The following is a 25,765-nucleotide window of genomic DNA, read 5'->3' on the forward strand; positions in this document are numbered from 1 at the left end:
AGTGTATATGGTAACAATAAAAGTTGGTGCTCTAGCTGATTCAGGCGATTTATATCCATTTATTCCGTTAATAGAAGGGAAAATAAAACCAGAAGGGTTTAACTTAGAGATCGAGGTAATACCTACTGTTCAGTGTGTTAATGAAAAAGTATTAAAAAGAGAAGTAGATGTATCTGTTCCTTCAGCAGCAATGTATCCCTATATTCAAGATTATTATTATATCATGAGTAATGCTGTTGCTTCTGCAGTTGATGGGATAACTGGAATGCCTTTACTATCAATAAAAGAGATGAGCCTAGAAGATGCAAAAAAATCTAGACTTATTGTTCATGGTCCAAATACTACAGCTTTCACTCTGTATAAGTTATTAGTAGGTAGATATGGAAAACTCGTAATTATAGAAAGAGTTCTAGATGAGATAAAAGGCTTAGGTAAAGAAGGAGATCTACTTGTAGCAGTGCATGAGATAAAAATGATGTATGCATTACGTAAATTAGGAATTAAAACTAATGTGATCACAAGCATGTGGGATATGTGGAAAAAGATTTCTAACAATGTACCTATGCCTATGGGTATGGTAGTTGTTTCAAAAGACCTTGGAAAAGATATAGCAATTAAATTCAAAGAAGTATATGAGAAAAGCAAGAAATATGCTGAAAAGAATTTACAAGAAATTATACCTAAAGATGTAGAGATAATGAGCGAAGTTCAAAAAGCAGATTTAGATAAAGAAATTGTAGAGAAAACAATTTGGGCTGATATTCAAGAATACAACGTACCTGAAGATAATGTTATAAAAGGCCTTCAAACTTTCTATAAATTGACTGAAGAAAGAGGTATATTGCCTAGAGTAAATACTTTAGATATTATTTAAATAATTCTACTTACATATGGTTTTTTATTAAGTGTAAAGAGGAAATTACATTCAGTTTTTATTTCACTAAGTATCTCTGAAATACTCCTAAAATATTTGTAAGGAATAGATAGTTCTGTAATATATAGTAAATCATTTTCAATTTCTGTTGATATAGTAAATCTTATGAAAGGAATAAATTCTAGTATATCTTGTACTTTTTCGGAGTATGTAAATACATCTACTATGAGATCTCTTGTACCATAATCAATTAGAAAGCTTTCTATTAATAGATTATTATACATTCCTTTAAGTACTTCATTAAATGACTTGAAAGATTTCAATGAGGAAAAATCTAATATTGGATAATTCTCTTCAAATTTTGTTGTAACAACTAATCCTTCAGACTTTTTATCAAATGTTAACTTCCAAGAGTCAAATTTAGGGTCATATAATTCTGGTATTCCAGAATAGTTGATAAATTTTTTTATTTTTAATCCTTCTTTTTTAGATAATGAAAAAAAGAAATTTGACTTCAAATTTATTCTAACAGGAAATGATTCAAAATTTATTTTTAATAAACTAGAACTTGCTATAGGTGTAAAATTTAGATTCTTAATGCTTAACAGCTGTTTCATTAATGTCTCTTGAGGTGTTTTTAATATTTGCGATAGGAGTGGGATATTCGGACCTAATTTTTTCATCAGACTTATTGTCAATGCTAGTTTTTTGTACATTAATATTATTAGTTGTTTTTACTTTTTTACTTTTTTCTGGTATTACTTTAACTTCTACATTAACTACTCCATCAAATGTTTTCGCTATTCTTTTTACAATTTTTCTTAATTTATATATCTCTGCTAGCGTAGTTTTAGGTTCCAATCCTATAATAACGTATAAGGAATAAAATGAACCGATTTTTCTAATGTAAATATTTTTAACATTTAGTCCAAAACTTTCTAGCATTATTTTTAATCTTTCTTTTATTGGTGAATTATAATTGAATCCGATTAGAGAATATATAGCTTCCTTGAACTGTCTTATAGTGTCAAATAATACAAAGGCTGAAATTCCAATGATTATGGTTATGGTTAAATAATAATTGTTCACAATTATACCTATTCCACTAAATATTTCTAGAAATGTATCTAATTTAGTATGTGTAATATCAGTCTTAACTAAATTTATCCACGAATATTTCTTTTCTATTTTATAGATTAGTAGAGATATTAATGAACTTATATAAATTAATATTGCTAACCAAGTAGGTCCACCACTTATTGAATTATGTAATGCTGTTGTTATATAATTTATAGCTAAATACACTATAAATATGCTTACAAATAGAACGGAAATACTTTCCAAATTATATAATCCCCAAGGAAATTTGCTAGATCGTTTATAAATTACTCCTAATAAAATTGAAAATAGTATTGCTGACGTAGCGTCTATAAATCCATGAAAAGAATCCACAATTAAGATAGACGAGTTATAATATTCTCCATAATAAAACTCAATTATTGATAAGGGAACTATCAAAATACCTGAAAGTAAAAATAACTTTGATAACTCTCTCAATTTTTGAAGATCTATCAAACATAATCACCTTTTCTGATCCCCAGTATATTATATACCTAGGCTATACTTAAATCCATCTTGAAATTTATTAGTAAATTTTTATGGAAAAAAATTGATAAACTATGTTAAAAATCTCTTAGCATAATTCATGAAAGAAAATTTTTAAAATAAAAACTACACAAAGATGCATATGAGCGAGAAAAAAGAAGAAATAAATAGCTTTTCGGATTTGATAAAAGCATTGTTTAAGTATGACAATTGGTATCTAGGAGGATTTGTAGTAGCATTAATTTTGTTTATAATATTCGATTTAGTAGTATATAAATAGGTAAATATTTTTTTCTATAAACAAAACAGTAATAAAGAAGTTTTATAAAGCAGTTAAATATAAACAAATGTGGGATTAATTTGGCAAGAGTCAATATAGCTGCAGATGCAGAGTTAATGAAAGAATTAGAAAAAGAAGCTAAAAGTAAAGGATATACAATATACTCTCTTACTAATATAGCACTAAAGGCCATGTTAGATTTAATTCAAAGTGGTGAAGATTCTACTACTTTAACTAATTTAGTAGACTTCTATAAAATTACAAAAGATTTAGATATAATACCTGTAACATCTTGGTATATTGAAAGTCTAGTTAAATTAGCTTATGAAAAAGACGCTAAAACTCTTGAAGAAATTTGTGAAGAGGCAGGACAGCAACTTTCTTCTTATCTTAAATCAAGAGCATCCACATTTGATGAAATAATAGAAATGTATAACAATGTTAGATCTGTATTACCAATAAAAGATATTAAAGTAAAGCAAGGCTCTGATTCATCTTTGGAGATCCGTGTAACTGGCAGTGGATTTAGCAAAGAATCAACATTTTGTACTTCTAGAGTATTCAAAAAAATTTTGGAAGCATATAATTTTGAAATTCTAGAAATAAGTTATTCTGCAGGCGGAATAATATTTGCAAAAGCCAAAATAGGAAAATTAGATTGAATTGCAAAAACTTATAAGTCTACAAACTACCTGTTGCGTTTCCAAAATTTTTTCACTTATTGAAAATGACTTTGTAAATACATCTTTAACTTCTTCGGAAAAATCCCCATGTTGAAATCCTCCTACTCCTATTAAGAATTTATCATTACATAATGACGTTATTTTAGTTTTTTCTCCGTGCTCTGATAATAAAATAGGAACATATTCTTTCGTCAAATCTTTTAATTTTATATTAAGTATTTCCATTAGCGGTTCTGCAGAATTAGGAGGTACTTTTCCAATTTTTAATAGTTGTTCCATAAGAGGAACGAATCTATTATAATTCTTTGGGGGTCGCATTTTTGTGTTTACTTTTATTATTTTAGAATTTATTGTATGAATATATAAATTCTTTATAAGATCTCTTTCTGATAATAACATTATTAAAGCCATATGTATTATGTCTGGTCTTCCTCTTTTTTGCCAATAATCTAATTTTTTCATTGCATGAAAATGAATTGATATGTCTAACAGTGTTTCTTCTGGATTTTTACCCCTCTTTTTTGCGTTCTGTATAACTGATTTTTCATTGATAATTTCTTTAGGGACTAATTCAAGGCCAGAATCTAGTAAAATTACATTAAGCATAAATATAGTGAAAAACAAAGCCAATAAAGGATTATGGTAAACAAGAGGCAACTTAAAAGAAGAGCTATAGAATTAATAGACTTAGCTATTGAAGAGGCAAAAAATGGAGACCTAGATCTTGCCAAAAAATATGTTAAACTTGCCAGAGATTATGCAAAATATGGTCGATTTAAATTACCTTTAGAGTATAGAAGAAAATATTGCAGAAAATGCAATGTTCCTCTTATTCCAGGCAAAACTCTTAGAGTAAGAATTAAATCAAAGATTTTAATTAGAAGTTGCTTAGAATGTGGGTGGATAAGAAGATATGAACTCAGAAATAAACGATGTAAAACAACAACATGCAACAATTAGAATAGGTAAAAATGGATTAACTGATGGTATTTTAAATGAAATAAAAAGACAATTAAAACAGAAAAAGATAATTAAAATAAAAATTGCGTCAGAAATAAACGAAGATAGAAGAGACTTTGCTAAAAGAGTAGCTGAAATTACAGAATCAGAACTTATAGAAGTTAGAGGATATACATTTATCCTGAGGAAAAATGATTAGTTACGATTCATTTACAATATATGGTCACCATAATGTTCTAGCTTTACATGAAACAACATTAGAATTTACAAAAGAGAATTTTCTAACGCCAAGAGGCGATTGTATAATTGGAATAAACTCAACTAAAGCTATAAAAGATCTTGATAATAAAGTGAAAGAAATTCTAAAAAATAATGGATATGGTTATGTAATATTAAAAGTAGGAAATTATTTAGACATAATAAAAGGTAGAGGGGATGAAAAACTCACATTTTCTAACGAAATTAAAATGATTATTAGGAAATCTACGTTTATCTCAGATTCAACTTTATTAATTAAAGCAGATAAGTCGGCTAAAGATATAAATAGGGACATAATTAATTTACTAAAACAAGGTAACAAAGGTTTAGTTACTGTTATCGCATCTGATATACCCCTTAAAGATGAAGAGGTCCTTAGAATATTCGTTAATTTTAACCCATCTATCTGAATTTATATTATGTAAATTCTCTTCTTTATCCAAAATATAGATAATTAAAATATGTTTTGTTATTCTACACAATTCAGAAATAAAATTCCTTATCATTGTAGGATTATCTGCATATACTTTATCAAAAGATTTATCCCTAAAAGGCAAAAATGTTGCATCATACTGTACAATATCAATTTCTCTTATACACTTCTTATTTAGTTCTATAGATTTTTTTAGCATATATAAGCCATCTATATTAAGATCTCCAGCTACTAGGTAGTTACTAACTAATGATACATTTAATGCTATTCCTCCATATGCAGTAAACGCATCCAGAATTCTCTCATTTTTTTCTACTTCGTTCCTTATATTTAATCTTTCAGATCCTAGTGAAGGATTAACGTAAACTTTAGAAATATCTATATAAAATCTTAAGTTATTTTCCTTGAAAACCGTTTCTGTAATATGTTGTCCTCCAGCAAATTCTAATTCGCTTATTCTGAAGTTTCCTTTAACTCTTCTTTTTATATATACTGCCTTTACTCTTGGAGAAATTGTCATAATTGCTTTAGCTAATTCTTCTTTATCTACTTCAGTTCTTGGAGAAACTATTGCTATATTTCCTATGACGTAGAAACTTCTTACTCCTTTTATTATATCCCTTAGTTTAGGAGTTTTATTCAACACAGAATTAGCCTTATATTAAAGGTAAAAAATTTTCTAAGAATTTTATTCTAAATAATTCTCTCTTATTCTTTCTTGAATTTATCCATCTCCGAACTATGTCCAGCGAATAATGATGCTGAAGGATCTATATATTTCTTAGCTACACTAGTAGCAATAGCTACTTGTCCAAAACCCACAGCTATTAATGCCAATTTTGGAGTCCCTTCTTGTAATGCAATATCTCCTGCAGCGTAAACTCCGGGTAAATTAGTTTCCATTCTTGAATTTACTATAACATCTCTTCCTTTCATTTGTATTCCCCATTTCGGTAAGTTTCCTAAATCTCCTTTATAGCCTATACTTATAATTATAGAGTCAACATCTAGGGTTTTATCTTCTTTAGTTCTATTGTCGAAAATTATAGCTTGTGTTACTTTACTTCCATCTCCCTTAACTTCTTTCAATTCATGCCATGTATATACTGTAGCTACTTGAAATAATTGTTTTACACTTCTTTCATGAGCCCTAAACTGATCTCTTCTGTGAATTAGAGTTACTGATTTAGCTATAGGTGCTAATGTTAATGCCCAGTCTACTGCAGCATCTCCTCCTCCTACTATCAGTATTCTCTTTCCTTCGAAGTCTTTCTTTCTCCTTACTGCATAGTATAATCCTTTATTTTCATATTCTATTTCACCTTTAGCACCTAATCTTGAAGGCATTATTTTTCCTATACCGATAGCTATTAGAACTGTTTTAGTTTTTACTTGAGTTCCTTTATCAGTCTTTACTATCCACATTCCATCATCTGTTCTCTGTAAATCGTTAACAAATTCTTTAGTTCTTAATTCTGGAGAGAACATTTTGGCCTGTTCAACTAGTTTTTGGGCTAAATCATAGCCTAAGATACCTGGGTATCCTCCTACATCGTATACCATTTTTTCTGGATATAGTGATACTAGTTGTCCTCCTAATTCGTCTTGAGAATCTATAACTATAGTTTTTAAGTCTCTTAATGTAGCATAAAAAGCCCCAAATAAGCCTACAGGGCCTCCTCCAATTATTGTCATGTCGTATTCTGACATATGTTTTCACAAATTCTAATTCACTTATACTATTTAAACGTTACTAATTAGTTGAACATATAAAAAGATAAACAGTAAAATATATTAGATCTTCCATTTTATTATCTAGCAAATGGTAATGATAGAATTCTTTATTTTACTTTTAATTCCATATTTGATTTTATGGACTTTATGGAATGTCTATTTTAGAAAAATTATTAAAGCAGGATTAGAATATGTCGGAAACAATTACCAGGAAACCATATATAAAATACCACCTTCTAATTCTATTAAATTAAAGATTAACGGTAAATGCGTATTACTAATCAGTGGAGGTACAAATTGGGTGACATTAAGAGTGAATCATGGTCCAAGACAAAAAGTCTTTAAAATACGTTTGCTAAATGATCCTGGAGAAGTAGAGATAATAAATGATAGTAAATTATTTTCTATTAATGTAATAATTAGGCGTTCAACTTAATTTTTGCTAATAAGAACAATGGAAATACGGAAATTATACTTTCTAATATCCAAACATTGTATCCTAATAAGCTAGATAATGGTTCAAATAGACTTCCTAATAATATATTAATTGAATTAACTTCAGCTAGTGTGATTCCAGCATTTATACTCTTTTTACTTGACACTATCGTATAAGTTACTGAAATAGCAAGTTCATTAAAAATTCCTAAAATTATGATTCCTATTAAATAATAACGTGTATATAAAAATAATGAAGGAAATATTCCAAGTAATGACGAAATTACAAGAAGTTTAATTTTATCAAATCTATCACTTAAAAACCCTAATAAGCCTCCAATCATAGCTGAAATAAGTAATACTGCGGTAAATTCACTACCTTGAATAACTTGGAGATGAAGATAAATTTTACTAAAGTTTGGAAATAATTCTCCTATAACATAATATATTCCCCAAACTCCTGACGTGGAAATACCTACAAATAAGCTGACCTTATCTTTAATAAAATTCCAGTTAGGCTTATAGTTAGGTTTATCTATATTCAAAAATGCTACGATCAAAGTAATAATAGAGAGTAGTATTGTAGATAATTGAAATCCTATTCTATCATATAAGAAAATCCAATTTAATCCTATTATTCCTCCTATGCTAAACGCAGCGTTATATATACCAAGTACTTTTCCAACATTTTTTTCATTCAATAAAGTTAGAATTGCTGCGCCAGTAGAGAAAAACATTGAAGCGCCAACTCCACCTATAAAATAAGATATTAAAAGTTCGTAAAAATTTCCTGATATACCTACCAGTGCTGAAGATATTGACATTATAATTAGACCTAGGACTAGAGCTCTTTTAACCCCTATCTTTGATGAAAGAAAAGCTGACGGTAATTGCATAATACCTGAGCCTAAAAAGAACGAAAAAGGGATAAATCCAGATAAATATTCGGGAATTTGAAATTTGCTTATAAGCATGGGAATTGCAGGGGCTAAATAAAACCAGCTTATTGAATATATTATTCTAGCAATGATTATGCTATATCCTTTCAACGTAAGTTAAAATGTAAGATAAGATTATTATAACTAGTGCTCTTTAAGTCAATAGATGAAAGTAAAAATCGTAAGTAAGCCTTCACAACAAGTTCAACAAATAACACAAAAAATAGTAGAGATTTCCAGACAATTAGGTTTTACTATAGTTAATAATGAAGAGCCAGATGTGATAATAGCAGTAGGAGGAGATGGAACTTTATTAAAAGCTATCAAACTAGGTAAGCCAGTAATTACAGTTAAAGCTGGAAGGAGAGGATTCTTAATGGATATAGAACCAAATTCTATAGAAGATGCACTAAAAAGATTAAAGGCATCAAATTATACTATTGAAGAATATCCATTACTAGAAGTAAAGGGCGATGGATTTTCCTCTTTATCATTTAATGAAATAGGAATATTAGCAGATCAACCAGAAACTATAGTTCTAGATTTATCTTTTTTAGAAACAGAGTTAACGGTTGAAGGTGATGGAGTTCTAATATCTACTCCACAAGGTTCTTCTGGTTGGAGTTTATCTGCAACAGGTAGCGTAATTTATGGTTTAAAAGGTTTAGAAATAGCGCTAGTGAATCCTGTTTTAAGCCCTTTAAGATCAATTATAATACCATTTACAGAAATTTACGTTACAATTAAGTCAAAGGGTTATCCTCAAAAAATTAGAATAACTGCAGATGGCGATATTATAGAAACATTACCTACGAATTCTAAGATAGTGATAAAAGAAAGCAATAAAAAAGGCATAATTTATAGATTCTATAAAACAAATCTATTGAGAGGAATCTTGTGTGGTTCAAATTGTGTTTGATACTGCAGGTTTTTTAGCAGGATTAGAAAATTCATTCAATAAAGTATATACTACAATTGAAGTTATAAGCGAAGTTAAAGATTATGATTCATCTAAAATGCTAGATTATGCTATGTCTTCAGGTAAGGTAGTCGTACTAGCGCCTTCAATAAACAGTTTAAAAAAAGTTAGAGTAATACTTAAAGACATTAATGAGAAAACACTATCTAAAGCTGATATTTCTGTAATAGGTTTAGCTATAGATTTATCTCCTTCCATAGTTTTTACCGACGATTTATCTGTGCAAAATGTACTATATAAATTAAATATAGAATTTAAGTCAGTAAAGCTAGGTTATCATATTACCAAAACTAGAAAATTTAAATATAAATGTATTAATTGTAATAAAACATTTTCTAATTATATTTCTGAATGTCCTTATTGTGGTGGTAAAATCATCAAAAATTTATAGAAAAAAGGAAGAAAAGTTTAATTTAGAATCTGCATAAGTATCTTATGGAATTTAAAAGCATTATTAATGCTATCATAGCAAGAGGTACTAATTTAAATGCGCTAGCAAACTTATTGTCTCAGCCTTCATCTAAGATTAGGCAAATGTTAAAGATTTTATTTGAAAAATATTCTTTATCAGTTTTTACCACATTTAACTCAGAAAGCTTTGGGCTAAAGAAAATAGCACTAATATGTAATAATTCTAAGTTACAAATTGAAACTGAGAAAAAACTATTTATACCCTTATTAAACTTATTTAGATCAGATTTTGAAGAAAATAAATTCATTAACATCTTGTATTATACAGACTACTCATCATTACAATCTATTTATAGAGCAGTTGAAACTTTGAAAAGCAACGATTTAGTTAATTGTGAAATACAAGAGATAAAAAATGTCGTAAAATACAATAGAGATATTAACTGCTTTAACTTTGAAACAAATAAATGGATATGCGAAAATAAAATTCAAGTTAAATCCAAATTCTATCAAATCACTCCAGATGAAGACGATATAAAACTTACAACCATGCTTCAAGTTAATCCATCAATTCCTTACTTTTATCACCCACATTATAATCACATTAAAAAAGTGTTGGAAGGTTTTATGTATACTTTAGGTAACAAGGATTTTATTATTGATGCAATATCTGAAAGCGACATCTCAGATTATTTCAGTGACGTAATATGGTCAGTAGAAGCACAAGATAAATATATTTTAGAATTACATGTTAATTACGATGATTTAGAAAAAACCATCAATAAATTAAAGCAATATAAAGTAGACTTTATATTAGCTCCGCGTTCGCCTTACTATGCAGAAGGATATACTATACCTTTTGAGATATTTAAAGAAAAACAGTGGAAGTTTCCAAAAATATTAATACAATAAACTAAGAATTTATTTACTAAAGATCTTAATTTATCTTGTGTTTTGTCTAGATTTTAGATCACAAATACCTATAACGAAAAATTTAATATACCTTAACCATGCAGCTATTTCTCCAACTCCTTTAGAAGTGCTATTCGAAAGCTTTAGATATCTATATCAAGTTTCAAACTATGGGTCTATAGCTGATAATGAAGAAGAAAAAGACGAGTTTATGAAAATAAGAAATAATATAGCAAAACTAATAAATGCTAATCCATTAGAAATATCCCTAGTTCCAAATACAAGTTATGGAATAAATATTATTGCACATGGTTTAAACTTAGAAAAAGGAGATAATGTAGTAACTGATTCTTTAGAATTTCCTGCAACTGTTTATCCTTTCCTAAAATTAAAAGATAAAGGAGTAGATACTAGAATAGTAGATGTAACAGTAGATAATTTCGAACAAGAAATAATTAATCATATTGATGAAAATACTAAACTAGTATCAATTAGCCATGTTAGTTTTAATACAGGAATTAAAATTGATGTAAAAAAGATATCCGAAAAAGCAAAAAAAGTGAACGCTTTTATCCTTTTGGATATTATCCAAAGTGCAGGAGCTACAAGAGTTGACGTAAAAGATATGAACATAGATTTTGCTGTTGCAGGTGGTTATAAATGGTTAATGTCACCACAAGGTTCTGGATTTTTATATATAAAATCTGGATTAATGGAAGATCCTCCTTTTTATGGTTGGAAATCTTCTAAAGAATATTTAAAATTCAATGCAAAAGAGTTTGAACTAGAAAAAGGTCCAAGAAGATTTGAAATAGGAACTATAGATATTGCAGCTAATTTAGGATTATCCAAATCTTCTGAGATAATTTCCTCACATATGTCTGAGATAGAGGATAGAGTAAACTACCTATCTTCATATGCTATAGATTTAGCAGAAGACAAAAAGTTAGATGTTATAACACCTAAAAATAAGAAAGCAGGTATAGTAGTAGTAAAAGTTAAAAATGCTAAAAAATTAGCAGAGAAATTAGTAGAAAATAAAATAATAGTATCACCTAGAGGAGAAGGAATAAGAATATCTACTCACTTTTACAATACTGAAGAAGAAATACGACAAGCAGTTAACTTACTTTCTCAAGAAGTTTCATAGTTCTTTCAAAAGCCTCTTTAGCCTTCTCTGCTACATCTTTTGGAACTTTAACTTCTGTTACCTCATTTACTAACGAATTCTTTATTTTTTCTAATGTTATCATTGCCATATAAGGACATCTTGCACACGCACAAGCTTCAGTAGAAATTAAAGGATAAAATTCCTTATTAGGTACTTGAATCTTTAACGCATTTATCATTCCAATTTCTGTAGCTACTATAAATTCCTTATTAGGATTTTCCTTTGCAAAATTAATCATTTGATTAGTTGAACCGACAAAATCAGCAGCCTCTAATATTTCTAATGGAGATTCAGGGTGTGCCATTAATAATGCATTAGGATATTTTTTCCTCGCAAGATTAACAAATTGTCTAACATATGATGCATGAACTAAACATCTTCCATTAGGTGGAACTTTAATTATTTTCTTTCCAGTTTTCTTTTCAACAAAATTTGCCAAATTGGCATCAGGTCCAAATAATATTACGTCAGAATCAAGATTCTTTACTATTTTAACTGCTGTTGACGAAGTAACTATGTAATCAGCTAGAGCTTTAGCATATATGCTAGTATTTATGTATAATACTACAGGCGCAGTAGGATACATCTCTTTAAATTCCTTCAAAGTTTTTACATCTAAAGAGTCAGATAAACTACAACCTGCATTAGGATCTGGGCTTAATACCTTTTTATCTTGATTTAGAGCTGCTGCTTGTTCAGCCATAAAGTAAACTCCTGCAAATACAATGATGTCTGCATTAGTCCTTAATGCTTTAACTGCTAAATCATATGAATCACCAGTAAAGTCAGATACTAATTGAACTCCATAATCCATATAATTATGACCTAATATTATAGCATTTTTCTGTTTTTTTAATTCTTTAATTTGTTTTATGATCTCCGTATAATCTGCCATTCCCGAACACATGTTCGATTATGAAAACTAAGTTAAAAACTTTTTTATTGAATAAAACAATTCTTCTAAGTCCTCCATTATTCTTACTAGTAAACTATAAAGAATTTCATCATCTATCTCATTGATATTCATTATAAAAGATCTAATATCAATTAATTCTTGTAAAAGTAAGGAATCAATTATTTTGTTTTTAAATAGCTCAAAAAATAATTTTTCATCATCATCAATATTATATATCTTTCTAGCCATTGAAATAACATAGGAATAAAGCTTCACTGATGCATCTTTTACGTCATTTTTAAGCTTATCATCTTTCTTAAATTCATCAAAAGATACTTTAGTCCCTTTTTCTACTCTGTGATACAATTCCCAAAACATTAATTAATTAAGTTATTAGCAAGTAAAGAAATATCATGGTTAAAGAAGTTATAGGAAAATTTTTAAATGAAATAAACTCAGCAAAAAATTTCTCCTTTTTATTAGTAATAGCAACAACTGATGTAAGTTTAATACCTGGATTGACAATTGCCGGTGCTACTCCAGAATTAACTCATTTTACTCCAGCAGCAGATGCAGAATTTCTAATGTTAGGAAAGTGTAAAGTAATAAACACTGTTCCAGTAACACCTGATGGAATACCAACCCCAGCTTTAATATCGAGAGCATCTCTTTCATTTTTAAAAATTAGCAAAACGATAGTTAACGCTGGAAGTAAAATAACTCCTAATTTACCCTTTATAGATTTAGGAGGAAAGCCAGGGGGAGATATAAGAAAACAATCATTAGATAAATCCACCGCTGAAAAAATTATCCAAAATGGAATTATTTTAGGTGACGAGCTTTCTAATTCATATGATTTATTAGTAATAGGTGAATCAATTCCAGCAGGCACTACTACTGCAATGGCAGTTTTAGAAGCGTTAGGTTATAATGCTATTGATAAGATGAGTTCAGCATCTCCAAATAATCCTAAAGAACTAAAAAGTAAAATAGTTAAAGAGGCACTAAAAGATTTACCAACTTCCTTAATTGATAAACTAGCAAAAGTCTCTGATCCTATGTTATTAGGAGTAGCAGGAATTTCTATAGGATTTAAAGGCAAAATTCTACTTGCAGGTGGAACACAAATGTGCGCAGCTGCAGCTATTATAAAAGAAATTGAAAATACTAAAATTCATGACATAGGAATAGGAACTACTAAATGGATCATAAATGATAAAACAGCTGATATAATATCATTAGCAAAAGATCTAGGAGTAAATTTACTTTACTCTGATTTGGATTTTTCAATATCTAAATACGAGGGAATACGAGTTTACGAAAAAGGTTACGTGAAAGAAGGTGTAGGAGCTGGAGGTTCGTCAATATTAGCCATGCTTAAAGCTAATATTAATAATAAAGACCTTGTAGATAAAATAGACTCTATGTATTCAGAATTGCTTATAAGATAGTTTTTTATGAAGTATTTTAATGGAGTATGATTTTTTAACTACTAGAGAGAGAATTTTCTATTTGTTAAAATATTCAGATGAACCTTTAACTGCGAGACAAATTATGAAAATACTTGGAATAAAAAAGGAAAAAGAAGTTTATGAGCATTTGTATCATATTTCTAAATCATCAAAAAGAAAGGACTTTATAATCATTATGTTTCCGCCTATATGTGAAAATTGTGGCTATACATTTAAGTTAGAAACTCCTAAAAAGCCTAGCAGATGTCCTATTTGCAAATCAGAAAGAATCAAACCCCCAAGTTTTTTAATTAGAAATAAAAATATGAAAAAAGATGGCAAAAGCAATATTCATTGACATGGGAGAAACTTTAGTAAAATTCATACCAAGATACGACGAAGCAGTAGCAAACGCAATAAGAGAAGCAGGTATACAAGTAGATGACAAGGCTGTATTTAGAGCACTTATGGCGCAGATGGGTAGCAATCATTTTCCGCATAAAGAAATCGGAGGTTTAAGTAATATAGATTTTAAGGATCTATTCTATAGATTAGGTAAATATCCTGATCCAAAAATAATTAAAAAATTAGAAAATAATTCCTATCTTTCAGAGAAATATGAGCTTTACAATGATGCTATACCATTTTTAACAGAAATGAAAAAATTAGGTTTGAAAATAATTCTAGTCTCGAATGCTACATATAAAATTCATGATATAGTAAAAGAATTGAACTTAATAAATTACTTAGACGGTATAGTAGCATCATGCGATCTTGGAATAATGAAGCCACATCCTAAAATTTTTTACCATGCTAAAAAAATAGGTTGTAATGACGGAATTCATATAGGTGACGTGTACGAAATTGACTATTTAGGTGCAAAAAGAGCATATTTAGATGCGATACTTCTAGATAGATTTGGATTTTATCCAGAAATTAAAGAAAATAAGATTAGTAATCTATTCGATGCAATAGATCTTATAAAAACTAAGTTAAATATGTAGGTAATATAATATCAGATAACCTTCTATATCTTTATTACTTTATAAATCTCTCCCGTTAGAATCATATCCAATAATTTACTGACACCTTTTCCATTATCCTCATCAAGTACAAGATCAGCTATATCTTTTATTTCCTTTAACGCATTATGTACTGCTACTTTATAATCAACATTTTTAAATAAATTTATATCATTTTCACTATCCCCAATACCTATAGTCTTACCTTTGAAATTTATTAATTGTAAAAATTTTTTTAAACCAAATCCTTTATTAATATAAGTTGGCATTATCATTCCATCAGACCTATTCCATTCAATTGAAGCATTTTCTAGAAATATTTTATTCTTTAAATGAACTGCATTATCTAAATAAATAATTACTTTCCCTACAGAATATTTAATTCCCATTTCATCTAATTTTCTAATTATATTTTCTCTTAAATTAAACCAATCATTTTCTACAAAGTAATATTCCTTATCATCCATCAAGGCAAAAGAACCATTCTCTAGTATCCATGCAGTAGGTTTTAGGCCCTTAGCTAAAATATTAATAAACCTTTTTTCTCTACCAGTAACAACAACAAAAGGATATTTTTTTACAAAATTATTAACTTTCTCCGCTACATCCTTTGATAATATAAAGCCATTTTCCTCACTAGCTAACGTCCTATCATAATCTGATGCAACCAAAAACATTTCAATCACCAAATTTATACCCCATTCTTTCCAAAGTTTGTTTCATTATTAAAGCATCATTTTCCAATTCAGGACTTTCACATATAAGAGTAATTGAAAGATTTTCTCTTTTTAATATTTCTTTAGCCAATGGCTCAAAAGGTGGCGTATTATAAGTAATTGATCTATGCACATCAACATATTTGCCCTTTCTATTTTCTAACCCTTCAAAATGAGAATTTATGTGGTCTAGATTCAATTCATTTTCTAACCTATCTATAATTTCACCATAATCTATCTTACCGCCTTGCCTAGCAAACGTATGAGCCCAATCTATATAAGGCTTTACTCTAGTTTTATCTGTTTCTTTAGCCAATGAAATAACTTCATCTAACGTACCTATAGCAGTTTCCTTAGCCATAGTTTCAATTCCAAATTTAACATTTGATATTCCAAGCTCCTTACTTTTATCTAAAACTTCTCCAATACCTTCTTTTACCAATTCATAACACGTTTTTTCATCACCTTTACCGTAGAATGCTATATGAATAGCTATCGCATCAGCCATCATAGCCTCTGCCCTTAATGCAGTTTCAATAATTCTATTCTTAGAAGCTTCAATTTTCTCTTTATCAGTAGAACACAAATTAATAAAATACGGAGCATGAACAGAAAGTCTAACATTTAATTCCCTAGCTATCTCTCCCAATTCTTTAGCTTTTTCAATACTCATTCTTACTCCTTGTACAAATTCTACTTCCATTGCGTTTAATCCTAATTCTCTTACTCTCTTAACTCCATCAATAGTACTTTTTCCCTTTGCTGACAAAGGAATTCCAGCAGTACCGAGATAAATTTTTGGCATGAATATTAGGTAGAAATAAAGAAGATAAAAATAGCTTTGTTGTTATATACGATTGTTTAACATTCAATAAGCTGATAATATTATATTCCATATATATAAATAACTAAAAAGTATATCCTTTTAGAATGTATTTTTCATCACTTCATCATAATTTTTAAGCAATATAAGTATGTTTAAACTAATGAAGGCAGTAGTTGTAGTTGGACGAAAACAGGGATATAAAGTCCAAGATATTGAAGATCCCAAACCAGCTGACGATGAAGTAGTAATAAAAGTAGATAAAGCTGCTTTATGCTATAGAGACCTATTGCAGTTACAAGGTTTCTATCCCAGAATGAAATATCCAGTAGTTTTAGGCCATGAAGTAGTTGGAACAATAATAAAGAAAGGCAATAACGTAAATGGATTCGAAGAAGGAGATAAAGTAGTCTCATTACTCTATGCACCAGATGGAACATGCGAATATTGTAAGGCAGGAGAAGAAGCATATTGCCATTCTAGGCTTGGATATTCCGAAGAATTAGATGGATTTTTCGCAGAATATGCTAAAATTAAAGTAACTAGCTTAGTTAAAGTTCCAAAAGGCGCGTCAGATAATGGCGCAGTTTTAGTACCTTGCGTTACTGGAATGATTTACAGAGGTTTAAGAAGAGCTAATATAAAGCCAGGAGAAACAGTATTAGTAACCGGAGCCAGCGGAGGAGTAGGAATTCATGCATTACAAGTAGCTAAAGCTTTAGGAGCTAAAGTAATAGGAGTAACAACATCAGAAGAAAAAGCCAATTCAATCAAAAAATATGCAGATCACGTAATAGTAGGTACAAAATTCGCAGATGAAGCCAAAAAAATCAGCGACATTCACATAGTTATAGATACTGTAGGAACTCCAACCTTTGACGAAAGCTTAAAATCCCTATGGATGGGAGGAAGAATAGTTCAAATAGGTAATGTAGATCCTTCTCAAGCTTACCAGCTAAAATTAGGATATGCAATTCTTAAGGATTTACAAATAATAGGACATGCAAGCGCTACCAAAAAAGACGTTGAAGGTGCTCTAAAACTTACTGCAGAAGGAAAAATAAATCCAGTAATTGCAGGAGAAGTAAGTTTAGAAGATATTGATAAAGGATATGAAATATTAAAAGATAAACACAAAATAGGTAAAGTTTTACTAAAGCCCTAAATTTTTATTTTTGATCCTAAAGAATTATAATGTGAAGCTTAAAATATCATGGCTTAAGATACCTTCTGATTTAATACCACACGAGAGTAACGAAAATGAAGATCTAGATGTTGTAGCAGAAGGAATAGTAGAAACATTAGAACAAAATCAAAATGAAAATTTTGAATTAGATGACAAATTATTAATCATATCAAGCATTTACTCATCAAGAATTATTGAAGACCTCTTCTCTAATACTTCATACCTTCTAGGAAGATGGGGAGGAAAATATTATTCAGGAGATATATCAGCTTCAATAGGCGAAGCAATAGTATACTCATTCCTAGAGCAAAGATTTAGCATAAAACTTACTGACATAATACCTTTGAGACAAGTAAAATTTCAAGGAATAATAACTGACACGTTCATAAACATAGAAAAATATCCAAAACTAAAAGAATTTTTAGATACAGAAAAAGGAACACTATATACTAATATAAGATCAATGATAAAGTATGACAGAAGAACGTTAGCAAAAAATATTTCTAAAGATATAATAATATCAGAAAATTTGAGATATCCAGATAATTATTCCCTATTATCCTACCTTATAGAAATGAAAAATTTATATCTCGTGGTGATAACGCCATGAACTGTGAAGAAGAACTAAAAAAAGCCTTCATACTAGCATGGATAGGAGACAAAAAACAAGTTGAAAAAATAACTAAAGAATGCGAAAAAATACTATCCTCCTACAAACCACTATTTAAAGAAATATCCGACACAAGAGCAAACATAAACAAAGACTTTGAATTACCTAAAAAACTTAGAGAAAAAAACATAACTCCAGAAGATATAATCCAACTCGCTTTTTTTAGACTAACAAAAAGACTATCACTCACCATAGAACTCGACATAAAAAACAGCGAATTTTTAAAATATACTATTATAGATACAGGAATTAAAAAAATTATACGAGGATATTGCGAAAAATGCAAAGGCTACACATACCAGATTATAAAATCCGGCATAGGCTTTTTCATACAATATGACCAAATAATATACGCAGAAACATATCAAGGCAAAATAGAGGAAATAATAGCAGAAATAAAAGCAAATGTGAAAAATAGTATATAAGCAACATATTATCTATTTTCAATGGTTCAATATACTTTTTATTTCATTAGCTACTTCATTAACATCATTCTTAATATTCTCTTCACTTAATTCTATTTCAGACTCAGCCATATCGACCATACTTTTTATATCAGATATAGAAGAAAAAGACTTTATTATATTCTCTGATGCTAAATTCACTATCTCTATAGCTTTTATTAAAATATCTAAAGTACTGGTATTACACTCAAATCCATATCTTATTGCTTTATATCAAAGTTTAATAGAGAAAGTGTGGCAACAATTAGCAAAAGAGATAATGGAAATACTTTATTGTTATACTCCAGAGTAAGAAAAATGAAATATAACAACAGATTTATAGAAATCGTGTAGTAGGTATTAAAGCATGATTTCCCTTATATTGACTTTTACACTCTTTTTGATAAAGGTGAAAGAAATTATTGAACGTAATCAATATTGCACTGACATATCTTTGTATATAGCTAGTAGCATAGTCTAAGAAAACTTTTAATACTGTCCTAAAATTATATTTATCTTGCTCCGGTAGTATAGCCCGGTCAAGCAATAAGCGCCGAGAGTATGCAGGCCTTTCGAGCCTGTGACCCGGGTTCAAATCCCGGCCGGAGCACTTATTTTGAGTTGAATTGAAAGATATTTACGTTCTCTTTATAAAGGTGTAAATGGAACAGTGAAGCTTATTTTTGGAACAGCCATTAAAATTATGGAACTGCCTTTTTAAATCCTTATTGAAGAGGCAATTTTGAAGAGGCCGTTATAGATGGGAACTTCAGCTCATTAACTCCTGCTAGGTTGTCTTAGAATGGCTTTCTTTTTTGTCAAATTAAATATAGAAAATATAAGCCGAAACTATAATGCCACATTCTTTCACTTTATCTCATCTATATCCTTTACTACTGATATCGAATAATATTCAGTACCGATATCCTTTTTCACTCGATATACTTTCAATTATTTCTGATGATATTTTTAGGTCTTTTGTAGTCTCTTTTTCAGATCTTTCTACTTGCACAAAAATCTTTTTCTTTAAGTGTGAATGTCCAATCAATATCCTCCACATTATTGTAAAACTCTAAATGTAGCTCTTTACTAATGTCTTGTGCAGTTTCATAATTATCTTCTATGTTTACCACGTTATGATAAAAAATTAGGACAAATCTCGTCTTTCTGGAGTAGGTCAGATAATGTTCAAAAATATATTGTATCGTTAGAGAAATAATCTTATATACTGCGTATCTGGTGATAGTATTTCGCTTAACGGAGTAGTTCAAGAAGAAATCGATGAGTTTTTGAATGAACTTACTGTCAGTTTTTTATTAGATAGATTTACGTTTATCTTAATTTCCCTTTCTATTTTAAGGTTCTCTATTTAGGTACCAGGTTAATGCACTAAAGATATAATATGAGGGCAGTTCAGTATATTTAATTTGGCTTTGACTATAAGTATAATATGAATATTAGTCTTTTTTCTATAGTTAAGAAATGAAAATAAATTACACCTAGGTATTTTAATTTAAAACTTTTTAATACTCATGTTTAAAATGCTTTGTATAATTAAAGTATTTATGAATGATAAGGTATTGTTTGTTTTCATGACTGGAAGGGAAAATATGGCAAAACTATTAGCTAATATTGGAATGGCTGGTAAAATTAAATCTGCTGATCCTAATATAACAGTAGAGATGATTTTCTTAACTCCTGCAGTAGAGGCCTTAAATAAAAAACAAGTTATTTTTAGGCCTATAATAGATACTATAAATGATGCTAAGAAGGTAGGTGTAAAAGTAGTAGCTTGTGAAGTTGCAATGAAAAATGTGGGACTTGATAAGGAGGATATAGAAGATGGATTAGTTGATGAATATGCACCAATAGGAGGAATTTATGTTTTGAATAAGATAAAAGAGGGATATGAAGTATTAACAATCTAGATTTTTTATTGTTAAATTAAATTTTACTAAAAATTCAATTGAGACTTATGGAGAGTGCTTTTTAGACTCTTTAGTTTAAACGGAAACTAAAGTTATGTATGTCTAAAATTTTCGGTTTTGTGTCTAGATTATTTAAAAATCTTAACTTCTAGGTCACTATGATAAGTATTGCTTCAGATAGGTCATTTAATAGTGAAATAGATCATATAATAGATACTATTATAGATTTAAAAAGGAAATATAATTTAAATATAGAGCACAAAATATTTGGCAATATTTTAGAATTCAGAATGAAAAGTAAAAATAGTTATAATGAAATAAAATTTGTAATAAGAAGAGATAATAAATTAACTGTAGATATTTTTTCTGAAAATGATTCTTTCTTGGGTGAAATATTATGGAAAGTGTAACTTCATTTATCTTAGTTATGGCTACAGTCGTGTTGGGTCTCGTAGCTGTAGGATTATTCGCATCTTATGGAAGTATTACTTATGCTAATACTGTTAGTTTGCAACAAGCTCAGGATTATTCTGCTGGTTTAAGAATATCGTTAGGAAAAGCTGAGGAAGGGACTATCCCTGTAGTTATACAAGATTATGATTATAATGGGTCAATATATCTAGTAGCGTTTTATTCGAAGTATAATAATCCTAACTATTTTACTTCTCAGTACGCAGAAATTAATTCTACTAGTCCACTCTCTGGTAATGCTAAAATATACAATTTGAATAATGGTATTTTATACGAGGGACAAATAAATTACTATAAGACGTATACTGGAGACTTGCAGTTAGTAAGTGTAAAGCCAGGATATTATACTATCTTATGGATAATTATAGGCAATTATGAGGTTGGTTATGAGGTGATTCAATGAGTCCAGTAATAGGTATGATTTTTGTGTTGATTATAATGTTGTCAGTTATAATACCAGTAATGTATTTGGTAACTTCTACTCCTTCAAATTATGAGGAGTCTTACGCTTCTGTCCAACCTGAAATGACTAAAGCTAATGAACAATTACAAGAAGTTAATAGTCCTTCTTCGCCTATTGGATTCTATTACGGTTCTGGTGTTGCTTACATAGTATATTATAGTGAACCTATGGTTCCTTTGAACATTTCGTATTTTCTAGGATATTCTGGAAATGATTTGAAAGTGATAAAGGCTGATCCTACTAATACTACGTATAATGGTTATCCTGCAATTGAATATGATATAGGAGATTATACTGAGTTAGCTATGGTTACTTCGCTTGGTAATATAATATATGCTGATCCTATCGTTCACTATAATAGTAATGTTACAGATTCGACAGTAAGTCCTATTGAAATGATTGCTATACAGAATTACAATTCCTCTACTAATCCAAACAAGGTAGTAATAGATAATCCTTATTCTTTTGATTCTCATTACGTGCTTAACTACTGCAATATTAACGGTTTAACGGGATATTATGATGTAGAAATAGCTCTAATGAGAGAACAAAATTCTGGATGGATAAATTTAACCATAGCTGGAACCAAACCCTTCTTTGGCTCATCCAAAGCTGATGCTGATACTATTGGATTTTATGCACCTACTGATTATGGAAATATATATGGTCAAATAGAATGGTATTCTAACTCTATGTTATTCAATATATCATATGACGGAAATCCCTTTAATTGGTATTTGTGTCCACATTTCTATGCGGGAGTCTATACGTCTGTTCAATATAATGTGATATTTCCAGCAAACATAGACTTTCATTTTGAAGGAAATGAACTCTATGTATGTATCATTCACGATGGGAAAGAATTAGAATTACCTAATCTTAATCTTGCTAATGTTAAACTTTATGCCAATCCTGATTATTCTCCATATCCAACTAATGTACCGTTTACTCCAGTATATGTGGCAAATTATAGCACACAAATATGGGTTCCTAATTTACGTTCAGGATATTATATTACTACGAGTGTAACGATGAGTAATAGTTTTCCATTTAGTCCTATACAAATGGAGGCATACTCTAAACCTTCTGGTGATGCTCAGTTATTCTGTTATTATTATCCAGTAAATAATGATTATGTTCCAATTCCTATAGGGGCTCCAATAGAGATTTTTATAGGTAACGGAATGATACTAAGTGATGTTCAAGCTTCAATTTAGTAAACATATAAGACTATGTTTTCATAAGTTTTCTTTAGAAAGATTTTTTTATCTAGCTTAAAGAAATATTTTTATGACTATAAAAGATCTTATAACGAAAGAGCCTATAACTATTTCATCTTCTTCTTCAATTAAAAGTGCAGCTAAAATGATGAGGGAGTATAATGTTGGTTCGTTACTTGTGACTAGTAATGGGAATGCTGTAGGAATAGTAACTGAGAGAGATATAATTCAAGCTATTTCTGATGATATTTCGTTGGATGATAAAGTTAGTAAGATAATGACAACTAACCTAGTTATGGCTGAAAGTAATATGGATGAAGGAGATGCTGCATTATTAATGGCTAACAAGAAAATAAGGCATTTAGTAGTTACTGAAAATGGAAAAATCATAGGTGTAATTTCTTTAAGGGATGTAGCCAAGGCTTTGGGGTTAGAAACTACAGACGCTACCATATGGTGATTAGTCGGGAATATTAGTCGGGAATTATTAAGCTCCTTATAGCTTCTCCTTGATTTAATAATTTTACTGCTTCATTGATTTCTTCTAATTTGAATTTGCCAGTTACTAGTTTTGTTGGATCGTATTTGCCTAATTTTACTAGGTCTAATAATCTTGGCATATCTACTCTTGGTCTTCCTCCATAGTTTCCTATTATAGTGATTCCGTTTCTTACTATATTGGCTACTTTGAATGGAATTTCTGCTGAGACTGGTGGTAATCCAACTAATATAACTCTTCCTCCTAGTCTAACAGAATTCATAGCAATGTTTATTGTTTGTTCGTTTCCTCCAGCTTCTATTACTACGTCTGCTCCTCCATTAGTTATTGTTTTTATAGTGTTAGCAGGGTCTACTTCTTTTGAGTTTATTACATCTGTAGCTCCTAGTTCCATTGCTCTATCTAATTTCCATTTTTTAGTTCCAACTGCTATTATTCTTCCTGCTCCAGAAGCTTTTAGTAATTGCATTACTGATAACCCAACTCCTCCAACTCCTATTACAGCTACTGTTTCTCCAGGCTCTATTTTTGCTAAATTGACTGCTCCGTATCCAGTTAAGCCTGCACAACCTAATACCGCTACTTTATCTAAACTTAAATCCTGAGGAACTATAGTTAACGCGTTTTCTCCTACTATGGAATATTCAGCAAAACCTCCGCCTAAAAAAGTTCTTACTTGTTGACCGTCTAATGAAAGTCTTGTAGTTCCATCCATCATTACTCCTTTTAATCTTACTTGTGAGAATGTTTCACATAAATTTTCATGTCCTGATACACACATTCTACATTTTCCGCATGGGTGAATAAATGCTGAGACTACTTTATCACCAGGTTTTACTCTCGTTACTCCTGGTCCTACTTCTTCTACTATTCCAGCTATTTCATGTCCTGCAACTACTGGTGGGGGTACTGGAGTTTTTCCTTCAAATACGTTAACGTCTGAATGGCACATACCGGTTACGGCAATTTTTATTTTTACTTCTCCTTCTTTTGGTTGAGCAATTTTTACATTATCTTCAATTTTTAAAGGTTCATTATATTTATATAATACAGCTGCTTTCATTTTATATGCCTCTTTCTACTATGTTTAATAAAATTTAAACCTTATAAACTAGTACTAGCTTATTAAAATGATGAAATTCGCTGTAGTCGGTTCTGGAGCCATGGGGCATGGAATAGCTGAAGTTTTAGCTATTAATGGTTTTGAAGTAAAAATGATTGATATTTCTTGGGATATTCTTAATAAGGCTAAATCTAGGATGGAAGATTCTTTAAAAAAATTCTATGAAAAGAAGATTATTACTGAAAATCCTGAGGAAATAATGAAAAGGATTTCTATGTCTACGTCTTATGACGTGGCTAATGATATAGACTTTGCTATAGAAGCTGTACCTGAGTCTATCGACTTAAAGAGGAAAGTATTTCAATCTTTAGATAAGATAGCTCCTTCTAATGCAATATTAGCTTCTAATACTAGTTCTATACCAATTTCAGATATAGCTGAGGCAACAAATAGAAGAGAGAAAGTTATCGGGATGCATTTTTTTAATCCTCCTCAAATAATGAAGTTGGTTGAAGTTATTCCTAGTAAGTATACATCTGAAGATACTATAAATAGAACAGTAGATTTAGCAAAGACATTAGGTAAAGTACCAGTTAGGTTAAGGATTGAAGTACCTGGTTTTATAGGTAATAGAATTTATCTTAGACTATTACAAGAAGCATGCAGAGAAGTTGAAAACAAAGAAGCAACTATAGAGGAAGTAGATAGTGCAGCTAGATATAAGTTGGGTTTGCCCATGGGTATATTTGAACTTGCTGATTATGTGGGAATAGATATTTCAGTTGATTTATGGAATATCATAGTAAATAGGGGTGCTAGTGATGTTAATTGTAATTTATTTAAAGAAAAAATGAATAATAAAGAGTTAGGAGTAAAGACTGGAAAAGGCTTTTACTCTTATCCTTCGCCAGGTAAGTATGCAAAGGTAAAATTGCCTGAAGAATCTAAAGTTGACCCTGCTAGATTATTATCTTTAGCAATAAATGAAGGCTGTTGGCTTATTGAGAATAATATTGTTAATGCGAAAGAAATAGATGATGTAATGAAGTATGGATATAATTTTCCAAAAGGTTTAATGGAAATGGCTGATGAATTAGGATTAGATAATATTTTGCAAAATTTAAAGGATATTTCTTCTAAGGGATATAAGGCATATATTCCTCAAAAATTACTTGAAAAAATGGTTAGTGAAGGTAATTTAGGTAAAAAGGCAAAAAGAGGCTTTTATATATACGCTTAAAT

The 25,765-nt window shown here is 29.6% G+C and carries 36 protein-coding genes and 1 tRNA gene; 24 read left to right on the forward strand and 13 right to left on the reverse strand.

Annotated features, from left to right (window positions below):
• Positions 1–7 precede the first annotated feature (7 nt).
• Entirely contained in the window at positions 8–874 is an 867-nt protein-coding gene (locus B6F84_RS02560) for a menaquinone biosynthesis family protein (RefSeq protein ID WP_148690775.1), read from the forward strand.
• On the opposite strand, the gene B6F84_RS02565 is transcribed toward B6F84_RS02560, so the two are convergent.
• Both B6F84_RS02565 and B6F84_RS02570 read right to left on the reverse strand, forming a co-directional pair.
• Positions 871–1,491: a hypothetical protein gene (locus B6F84_RS02565; protein ID WP_148690776.1), complete on the reverse strand. Its 621-nt coding sequence runs from the start codon at positions 1,489–1,491 to the stop codon at positions 871–873. The two genes, B6F84_RS02560 and B6F84_RS02565, sit on opposite strands and share 4 nt — an antisense overlap.
• A complete protein-coding gene (locus B6F84_RS02570) occupies positions 1,469–2,449 on the reverse strand; it encodes a cation transporter (protein WP_148690777.1) in 981 nt (326 codons plus the stop codon). The genes B6F84_RS02565 and B6F84_RS02570 overlap by 23 nt, the downstream gene beginning before the upstream one ends.
• A 172-nt stretch (positions 2,450–2,621) precedes the next feature.
• On the opposite strand from B6F84_RS02570, the gene B6F84_RS13800 reads away from it, so the two are divergent.
• Both B6F84_RS13800 and B6F84_RS02575 read left to right on the forward strand, forming a co-directional pair.
• Complete coding sequence (locus B6F84_RS13800) at positions 2,622–2,759, forward strand: hypothetical protein (RefSeq protein ID WP_187152735.1); 138 nt, start codon at positions 2,622–2,624, stop codon at positions 2,757–2,759.
• 80 nt (positions 2,760–2,839) lie between these two features.
• Entirely contained in the window at positions 2,840–3,421 is a 582-nt protein-coding gene (locus B6F84_RS02575) for a hypothetical protein (RefSeq protein WP_148690778.1), read from the forward strand.
• Here B6F84_RS02575 and B6F84_RS02580 read toward each other — a convergent pair.
• Positions 3,413–4,048: a 16S rRNA methyltransferase gene (locus B6F84_RS02580; protein ID WP_148690779.1), complete on the reverse strand. Its 636-nt coding sequence runs from the start codon at positions 4,046–4,048 to the stop codon at positions 3,413–3,415. The two genes, B6F84_RS02575 and B6F84_RS02580, sit on opposite strands and share 9 nt — an antisense overlap.
• A 33-nt stretch (positions 4,049–4,081) precedes the next feature.
• On the opposite strand from B6F84_RS02580, the gene B6F84_RS02585 reads away from it, so the two are divergent.
• From B6F84_RS02585 to B6F84_RS02595, 3 genes are read left to right on the forward strand one after another with little or no spacing between them, the layout of a single operon-like run.
• Entirely contained in the window at positions 4,082–4,402 is a 321-nt protein-coding gene (locus B6F84_RS02585) for a ribonuclease P protein component 4 (protein ID WP_148690780.1), read from the forward strand.
• A complete protein-coding gene (locus tag B6F84_RS02590) occupies positions 4,356–4,601 on the forward strand; it encodes a YhbY family RNA-binding protein (RefSeq protein WP_148690781.1) in 246 nt (81 codons plus the stop codon). The genes B6F84_RS02585 and B6F84_RS02590 overlap by 47 nt, the downstream gene beginning before the upstream one ends.
• Positions 4,594–5,070: a DUF371 domain-containing protein gene (locus B6F84_RS02595; protein WP_148690782.1), complete on the forward strand. Its 477-nt coding sequence runs from the start codon at positions 4,594–4,596 to the stop codon at positions 5,068–5,070. The genes B6F84_RS02590 and B6F84_RS02595 overlap by 8 nt, the downstream gene beginning before the upstream one ends.
• Here B6F84_RS02595 and B6F84_RS02600 read toward each other — a convergent pair.
• Positions 4,987–5,739, reverse strand: coding sequence for a class I SAM-dependent methyltransferase family protein (locus B6F84_RS02600; RefSeq protein WP_148690783.1), 753 nt, complete (start codon positions 5,737–5,739; stop codon positions 4,987–4,989). The two genes, B6F84_RS02595 and B6F84_RS02600, sit on opposite strands and share 84 nt — an antisense overlap.
• A 62-nt stretch (positions 5,740–5,801) precedes the next feature.
• Complete coding sequence (locus B6F84_RS02605) at positions 5,802–6,803, reverse strand: NAD(P)/FAD-dependent oxidoreductase (protein WP_148690784.1); 1,002 nt, start codon at positions 6,801–6,803, stop codon at positions 5,802–5,804.
• Between the two features lie 112 nt (positions 6,804–6,915).
• On the opposite strand from B6F84_RS02605, the gene B6F84_RS02610 reads away from it, so the two are divergent.
• Positions 6,916–7,263: a hypothetical protein gene (locus tag B6F84_RS02610; protein WP_236749021.1), complete on the forward strand. Its 348-nt coding sequence runs from the start codon at positions 6,916–6,918 to the stop codon at positions 7,261–7,263.
• Here B6F84_RS02610 and B6F84_RS02615 read toward each other — a convergent pair.
• Positions 7,247–8,311 carry an MFS transporter gene (locus B6F84_RS02615; protein ID WP_148690785.1) on the reverse strand — a complete coding sequence of 355 codons (1,065 nt, stop codon included), beginning with the start codon at positions 8,309–8,311 and terminating at the stop codon, positions 7,247–7,249. The two genes, B6F84_RS02610 and B6F84_RS02615, sit on opposite strands and share 17 nt — an antisense overlap.
• A gap of 55 nt (positions 8,312–8,366) precedes the next feature.
• Here B6F84_RS02615 and B6F84_RS02620 point away from each other — a divergent pair, with 55 nt between their 5' ends.
• Genes B6F84_RS02620 through B6F84_RS02635 form a run of 4 tightly spaced genes read left to right on the forward strand, consistent with a single transcriptional unit; the run spans position 8,367 to position 11,652 of the window.
• Positions 8,367–9,119 (forward strand): NAD(+)/NADH kinase, encoded by a 753-nt coding sequence (locus B6F84_RS02620; RefSeq protein ID WP_148690786.1) that lies wholly within the window; start codon positions 8,367–8,369, stop codon positions 9,117–9,119.
• The gene (locus B6F84_RS02625; RefSeq protein ID WP_148690787.1) at positions 9,100–9,570 is read left to right on the forward strand and encodes an NOB1 family endonuclease; all 471 of its coding nucleotides are present in this window, start codon (positions 9,100–9,102) and stop codon (positions 9,568–9,570) included. Before B6F84_RS02620 ends, B6F84_RS02625 begins: the two co-directional genes overlap by 20 nt.
• 44 nt (positions 9,571–9,614) lie before the next feature.
• Complete coding sequence (locus B6F84_RS02630) at positions 9,615–10,502, forward strand: hypothetical protein (RefSeq protein ID WP_148690788.1); 888 nt, start codon at positions 9,615–9,617, stop codon at positions 10,500–10,502.
• A 37-nt stretch (positions 10,503–10,539) separates the two neighbouring features.
• Positions 10,540–11,652, forward strand: a complete 1,113-nt coding sequence (locus B6F84_RS02635) for an aminotransferase class V-fold PLP-dependent enzyme (protein WP_148690789.1) — start codon at positions 10,540–10,542, stop codon at positions 11,650–11,652.
• On the opposite strand, the gene nadA is transcribed toward B6F84_RS02635, so the two are convergent.
• Both nadA and B6F84_RS02645 read right to left on the reverse strand, forming a co-directional pair.
• Entirely contained in the window at positions 11,624–12,568 is a 945-nt protein-coding gene (nadA, locus tag B6F84_RS02640; RefSeq protein WP_148690790.1) for a quinolinate synthase NadA, read from the reverse strand. The two genes, B6F84_RS02635 and nadA, sit on opposite strands and share 29 nt — an antisense overlap.
• A 27-nt stretch (positions 12,569–12,595) precedes the next feature.
• The gene (locus B6F84_RS02645) at positions 12,596–12,946 is read right to left on the reverse strand and encodes a hypothetical protein (RefSeq protein ID WP_148690791.1); all 351 of its coding nucleotides are present in this window, start codon (positions 12,944–12,946) and stop codon (positions 12,596–12,598) included.
• Positions 12,947–12,981: 35 nt separating this feature from the next.
• Here B6F84_RS02645 and cobT point away from each other — a divergent pair, with 35 nt between their 5' ends.
• Genes cobT through B6F84_RS02660 form a run of 3 tightly spaced genes read left to right on the forward strand, consistent with a single transcriptional unit; the run spans position 12,982 to position 15,023 of the window.
• The gene (cobT, locus tag B6F84_RS02650; protein ID WP_148690792.1) at positions 12,982–14,019 is read left to right on the forward strand and encodes a nicotinate mononucleotide-dependent phosphoribosyltransferase CobT; all 1,038 of its coding nucleotides are present in this window, start codon (positions 12,982–12,984) and stop codon (positions 14,017–14,019) included.
• A 19-nt stretch (positions 14,020–14,038) separates the two neighbouring features.
• Positions 14,039–14,377, forward strand: a complete 339-nt coding sequence (locus B6F84_RS02655) for a transcriptional regulator (RefSeq protein WP_148690793.1) — start codon at positions 14,039–14,041, stop codon at positions 14,375–14,377.
• Positions 14,355–15,023, forward strand: coding sequence for an HAD family hydrolase (locus tag B6F84_RS02660; RefSeq protein WP_148690794.1), 669 nt, complete (start codon positions 14,355–14,357; stop codon positions 15,021–15,023). Before B6F84_RS02655 ends, B6F84_RS02660 begins: the two co-directional genes overlap by 23 nt.
• A gap of 23 nt (positions 15,024–15,046) precedes the next feature.
• Here the strand turns inward: B6F84_RS02660 and B6F84_RS02665 are convergent, their stop codons facing one another.
• Together B6F84_RS02665 and B6F84_RS02670 are read right to left on the reverse strand one after the other, a co-directional pair.
• Positions 15,047–15,736 carry a phosphoglycolate phosphatase gene (locus tag B6F84_RS02665; protein WP_420807169.1) on the reverse strand — a complete coding sequence of 230 codons (690 nt, stop codon included), beginning with the start codon at positions 15,734–15,736 and terminating at the stop codon, positions 15,047–15,049.
• Positions 15,720–16,562, reverse strand: a complete 843-nt coding sequence (locus B6F84_RS02670) for a TIM barrel protein (RefSeq protein WP_148690795.1) — start codon at positions 16,560–16,562, stop codon at positions 15,720–15,722. Before B6F84_RS02670 ends, B6F84_RS02665 begins: the two co-directional genes overlap by 17 nt.
• 181 nt (positions 16,563–16,743) lie before the next feature.
• Here B6F84_RS02670 and B6F84_RS02675 point away from each other — a divergent pair, with 181 nt between their 5' ends.
• Genes B6F84_RS02675 through B6F84_RS02685 form a run of 3 tightly spaced genes read left to right on the forward strand, consistent with a single transcriptional unit; the run spans position 16,744 to position 18,861 of the window.
• Positions 16,744–17,745: an acryloyl-coenzyme A reductase gene (locus B6F84_RS02675; RefSeq protein ID WP_148690796.1), complete on the forward strand. Its 1,002-nt coding sequence runs from the start codon at positions 16,744–16,746 to the stop codon at positions 17,743–17,745.
• A 31-nt stretch (positions 17,746–17,776) separates the two neighbouring features.
• Complete coding sequence (locus B6F84_RS02680) at positions 17,777–18,376, forward strand: hypothetical protein (RefSeq protein ID WP_148690797.1); 600 nt, start codon at positions 17,777–17,779, stop codon at positions 18,374–18,376.
• Entirely contained in the window at positions 18,373–18,861 is a 489-nt protein-coding gene (locus B6F84_RS02685; RefSeq protein WP_148690798.1) for a hypothetical protein, read from the forward strand. Before B6F84_RS02680 ends, B6F84_RS02685 begins: the two co-directional genes overlap by 4 nt.
• A gap of 18 nt (positions 18,862–18,879) precedes the next feature.
• Here the strand turns inward: B6F84_RS02685 and B6F84_RS13805 are convergent, their stop codons facing one another.
• Positions 18,880–19,041 carry a hypothetical protein gene (locus B6F84_RS13805; RefSeq protein WP_187152736.1) on the reverse strand — a complete coding sequence of 54 codons (162 nt, stop codon included), beginning with the start codon at positions 19,039–19,041 and terminating at the stop codon, positions 18,880–18,882.
• Positions 19,042–19,398: 357 nt separating this feature from the next.
• On the opposite strand from B6F84_RS13805, the gene B6F84_RS02690 reads away from it, so the two are divergent.
• A tRNA-Glu gene (locus B6F84_RS02690) sits at positions 19,399–19,489 on the forward strand.
• Positions 19,490–19,792: 303 nt separating this feature from the next.
• On the opposite strand, the gene B6F84_RS14170 is transcribed toward B6F84_RS02690, so the two are convergent.
• The gene (locus B6F84_RS14170; RefSeq protein ID WP_257788609.1) at positions 19,793–19,927 is read right to left on the reverse strand and encodes a hypothetical protein; all 135 of its coding nucleotides are present in this window, start codon (positions 19,925–19,927) and stop codon (positions 19,793–19,795) included.
• Positions 19,928–20,444: 517 nt separating this feature from the next.
• On the opposite strand from B6F84_RS14170, the gene B6F84_RS02695 reads away from it, so the two are divergent.
• The 5 genes from B6F84_RS02695 to B6F84_RS02715 all read left to right on the forward strand — a co-directional run bounded on the left by B6F84_RS02695 (position 20,445) and on the right by B6F84_RS02715 (position 23,421).
• Entirely contained in the window at positions 20,445–20,807 is a 363-nt protein-coding gene (locus tag B6F84_RS02695) for a DsrE family protein (protein ID WP_187152737.1), read from the forward strand.
• Between the two features lie 158 nt (positions 20,808–20,965).
• Complete coding sequence (locus tag B6F84_RS02700) at positions 20,966–21,217, forward strand: hypothetical protein (RefSeq protein ID WP_148690800.1); 252 nt, start codon at positions 20,966–20,968, stop codon at positions 21,215–21,217.
• Positions 21,205–21,681: a hypothetical protein gene (locus tag B6F84_RS02705; RefSeq protein WP_148690801.1), complete on the forward strand. Its 477-nt coding sequence runs from the start codon at positions 21,205–21,207 to the stop codon at positions 21,679–21,681. Before B6F84_RS02700 ends, B6F84_RS02705 begins: the two co-directional genes overlap by 13 nt.
• Positions 21,678–22,958: a hypothetical protein gene (locus B6F84_RS02710; protein ID WP_148690802.1), complete on the forward strand. Its 1,281-nt coding sequence runs from the start codon at positions 21,678–21,680 to the stop codon at positions 22,956–22,958. Before B6F84_RS02705 ends, B6F84_RS02710 begins: the two co-directional genes overlap by 4 nt.
• Before the next feature lie 73 nt (positions 22,959–23,031).
• A complete protein-coding gene (locus B6F84_RS02715; RefSeq protein ID WP_148690803.1) occupies positions 23,032–23,421 on the forward strand; it encodes a CBS domain-containing protein in 390 nt (129 codons plus the stop codon).
• A gap of 13 nt (positions 23,422–23,434) precedes the next feature.
• Here B6F84_RS02715 and B6F84_RS02720 read toward each other — a convergent pair whose 3' ends face one another.
• Positions 23,435–24,523, reverse strand: coding sequence for a zinc-binding dehydrogenase (locus B6F84_RS02720; protein ID WP_148690804.1), 1,089 nt, complete (start codon positions 24,521–24,523; stop codon positions 23,435–23,437).
• A gap of 61 nt (positions 24,524–24,584) precedes the next feature.
• Between B6F84_RS02720 and B6F84_RS02725 the strand changes: the two genes are divergently transcribed.
• Positions 24,585–25,763, forward strand: a complete 1,179-nt coding sequence (locus B6F84_RS02725) for a 3-hydroxyacyl-CoA dehydrogenase (RefSeq protein ID WP_420807170.1) — start codon at positions 24,585–24,587, stop codon at positions 25,761–25,763.
• Positions 25,764–25,765: the final 2 nt, after the last annotated feature.

The sequence above is a fragment of the Acidianus manzaensis genome (assembly GCF_002116695.1).
In the GTDB taxonomy this organism is placed as follows: domain Archaea; phylum Thermoproteota; class Thermoprotei_A; order Sulfolobales; family Sulfolobaceae; genus Acidianus; species Acidianus manzaensis.

What these genes read in the sequence shown, in the direction of transcription:
- B6F84_RS02560 (WP_148690775.1), top strand. Translation starts at nt 8, where the DNA reads ATGGTAACAATAAAAGTTGGTGCTCTAGCTGATTCAGGCGATTTATAT.
- B6F84_RS02565 (WP_148690776.1), bottom strand. Translation starts at nt 1,491, where the DNA reads ATGAAACAGCTGTTAAGCATTAAGAATCTAAATTTTACACCTATAGCA.
- B6F84_RS13800 (WP_187152735.1), top strand. Translation starts at nt 2,622, where the DNA reads ATGAGCGAGAAAAAAGAAGAAATAAATAGCTTTTCGGATTTGATAAAA.
- B6F84_RS02580 (WP_148690779.1), bottom strand. Translation starts at nt 4,048, where the DNA reads ATGCTTAATGTAATTTTACTAGATTCTGGCCTTGAATTAGTCCCTAAA.
- B6F84_RS02585 (WP_148690780.1), top strand. Translation starts at nt 4,082, where the DNA reads ATGGTAAACAAGAGGCAACTTAAAAGAAGAGCTATAGAATTAATAGAC.
- B6F84_RS02590 (WP_148690781.1), top strand. Translation starts at nt 4,356, where the DNA reads ATGAACTCAGAAATAAACGATGTAAAACAACAACATGCAACAATTAGA.
- B6F84_RS02595 (WP_148690782.1), top strand. Translation starts at nt 4,594, where the DNA reads ATGATTAGTTACGATTCATTTACAATATATGGTCACCATAATGTTCTA.
- B6F84_RS02605 (WP_148690784.1), bottom strand. Translation starts at nt 6,803, where the DNA reads ATGTCAGAATACGACATGACAATAATTGGAGGAGGCCCTGTAGGCTTA.
- B6F84_RS02610 (WP_236749021.1), top strand. Translation starts at nt 6,916, where the DNA reads ATGGTAATGATAGAATTCTTTATTTTACTTTTAATTCCATATTTGATT.
- B6F84_RS02620 (WP_148690786.1), top strand. Translation starts at nt 8,367, where the DNA reads ATGAAAGTAAAAATCGTAAGTAAGCCTTCACAACAAGTTCAACAAATA.
- B6F84_RS02630 (WP_148690788.1), top strand. Translation starts at nt 9,615, where the DNA reads ATGGAATTTAAAAGCATTATTAATGCTATCATAGCAAGAGGTACTAAT.
- nadA (WP_148690790.1), bottom strand. Translation starts at nt 12,568, where the DNA reads ATGGCAGATTATACGGAGATCATAAAACAAATTAAAGAATTAAAAAAA.
- B6F84_RS02645 (WP_148690791.1), bottom strand. Translation starts at nt 12,946, where the DNA reads ATGTTTTGGGAATTGTATCACAGAGTAGAAAAAGGGACTAAAGTATCT.
- cobT (WP_148690792.1), top strand. Translation starts at nt 12,982, where the DNA reads ATGGTTAAAGAAGTTATAGGAAAATTTTTAAATGAAATAAACTCAGCA.
- B6F84_RS02655 (WP_148690793.1), top strand. Translation starts at nt 14,039, where the DNA reads ATGGAGTATGATTTTTTAACTACTAGAGAGAGAATTTTCTATTTGTTA.
- B6F84_RS02660 (WP_148690794.1), top strand. Translation starts at nt 14,355, where the DNA reads ATGGCAAAAGCAATATTCATTGACATGGGAGAAACTTTAGTAAAATTC.
- B6F84_RS02670 (WP_148690795.1), bottom strand. Translation starts at nt 16,562, where the DNA reads ATGCCAAAAATTTATCTCGGTACTGCTGGAATTCCTTTGTCAGCAAAG.
- B6F84_RS02675 (WP_148690796.1), top strand. Translation starts at nt 16,744, where the DNA reads ATGAAGGCAGTAGTTGTAGTTGGACGAAAACAGGGATATAAAGTCCAA.
- B6F84_RS02685 (WP_148690798.1), top strand. Translation starts at nt 18,373, where the DNA reads ATGAACTGTGAAGAAGAACTAAAAAAAGCCTTCATACTAGCATGGATA.
- B6F84_RS02695 (WP_187152737.1), top strand. Translation starts at nt 20,445, where the DNA reads ATGAATGATAAGGTATTGTTTGTTTTCATGACTGGAAGGGAAAATATG.
- B6F84_RS02700 (WP_148690800.1), top strand. Translation starts at nt 20,966, where the DNA reads ATGATAAGTATTGCTTCAGATAGGTCATTTAATAGTGAAATAGATCAT.
- B6F84_RS02705 (WP_148690801.1), top strand. Translation starts at nt 21,205, where the DNA reads ATGGAAAGTGTAACTTCATTTATCTTAGTTATGGCTACAGTCGTGTTG.
- B6F84_RS02710 (WP_148690802.1), top strand. Translation starts at nt 21,678, where the DNA reads ATGAGTCCAGTAATAGGTATGATTTTTGTGTTGATTATAATGTTGTCA.
- B6F84_RS02715 (WP_148690803.1), top strand. Translation starts at nt 23,032, where the DNA reads ATGACTATAAAAGATCTTATAACGAAAGAGCCTATAACTATTTCATCT.
- B6F84_RS02720 (WP_148690804.1), bottom strand. Translation starts at nt 24,523, where the DNA reads ATGAAAGCAGCTGTATTATATAAATATAATGAACCTTTAAAAATTGAA.